The organism is Oleiphilus sp. HI0117, from assembly GCF_001635235.1.
In genome coordinates this window covers 1-508 of record NZ_LWGA01000404.1, presented here as the reverse complement: position 1 = coordinate 508, position 508 = coordinate 1, and the positions used below count along the sequence as shown (strand labels likewise).

At 50.0% G+C, this 508-nt stretch carries 1 protein-coding gene; it reads right to left on the bottom strand.

The window, feature by feature from the left end; all coding sequences use genetic code 11:
• Positions 1-508, bottom strand: a 508-nt coding sequence (locus A3757_RS04790; protein WP_197469786.1) for a tRNA-dihydrouridine synthase, incomplete at both ends; no start/stop codon positions are given.

Genomic DNA, 508 nt, shown 5'->3' with positions numbered 1-508 from the left:
CGCGAACGGTGGCCAACGGTCTTTCTTCACGCTTGGTACCGTGCTTAAGGTAGTGGTTGATATCATCAAAAATCCAAGGGCAGCCTTGTGCAGCTCGACCTATTAGCAGACCGTCAACTCCTGTTTGCTTCAATACCTGTTCTGCTTTCTCGGGCGAATCAATATCGCCGTTAGCAAGAACGGGTATGCTTATCGCCTCTTTTACTTGAGCGATGGTGTCGTATTCAGCTTGTCCTTGGTAAGCGCAAGCTCGAGTTCGGCCGTGAATGGCGAGAGCTGCAATACCGCTTTGCTCTGCCATTTTAGCGATCGTTAATGCATTTCGAGAGTTTTTATCCCAGCCAGTGCGTATTTTTAGCGTCACCGGAATGTCGACAGCCCCAACCACTGCACTTAGGATTTCCTTTACCAGGTCTTCGTCTCTCATCAGTGCAGAGCCTGCTGCTTTGTTACAAACTTTCTTGGCCGGGCAGCCCATATTGATGTCTATGATCTGTGCGCCTCGCTC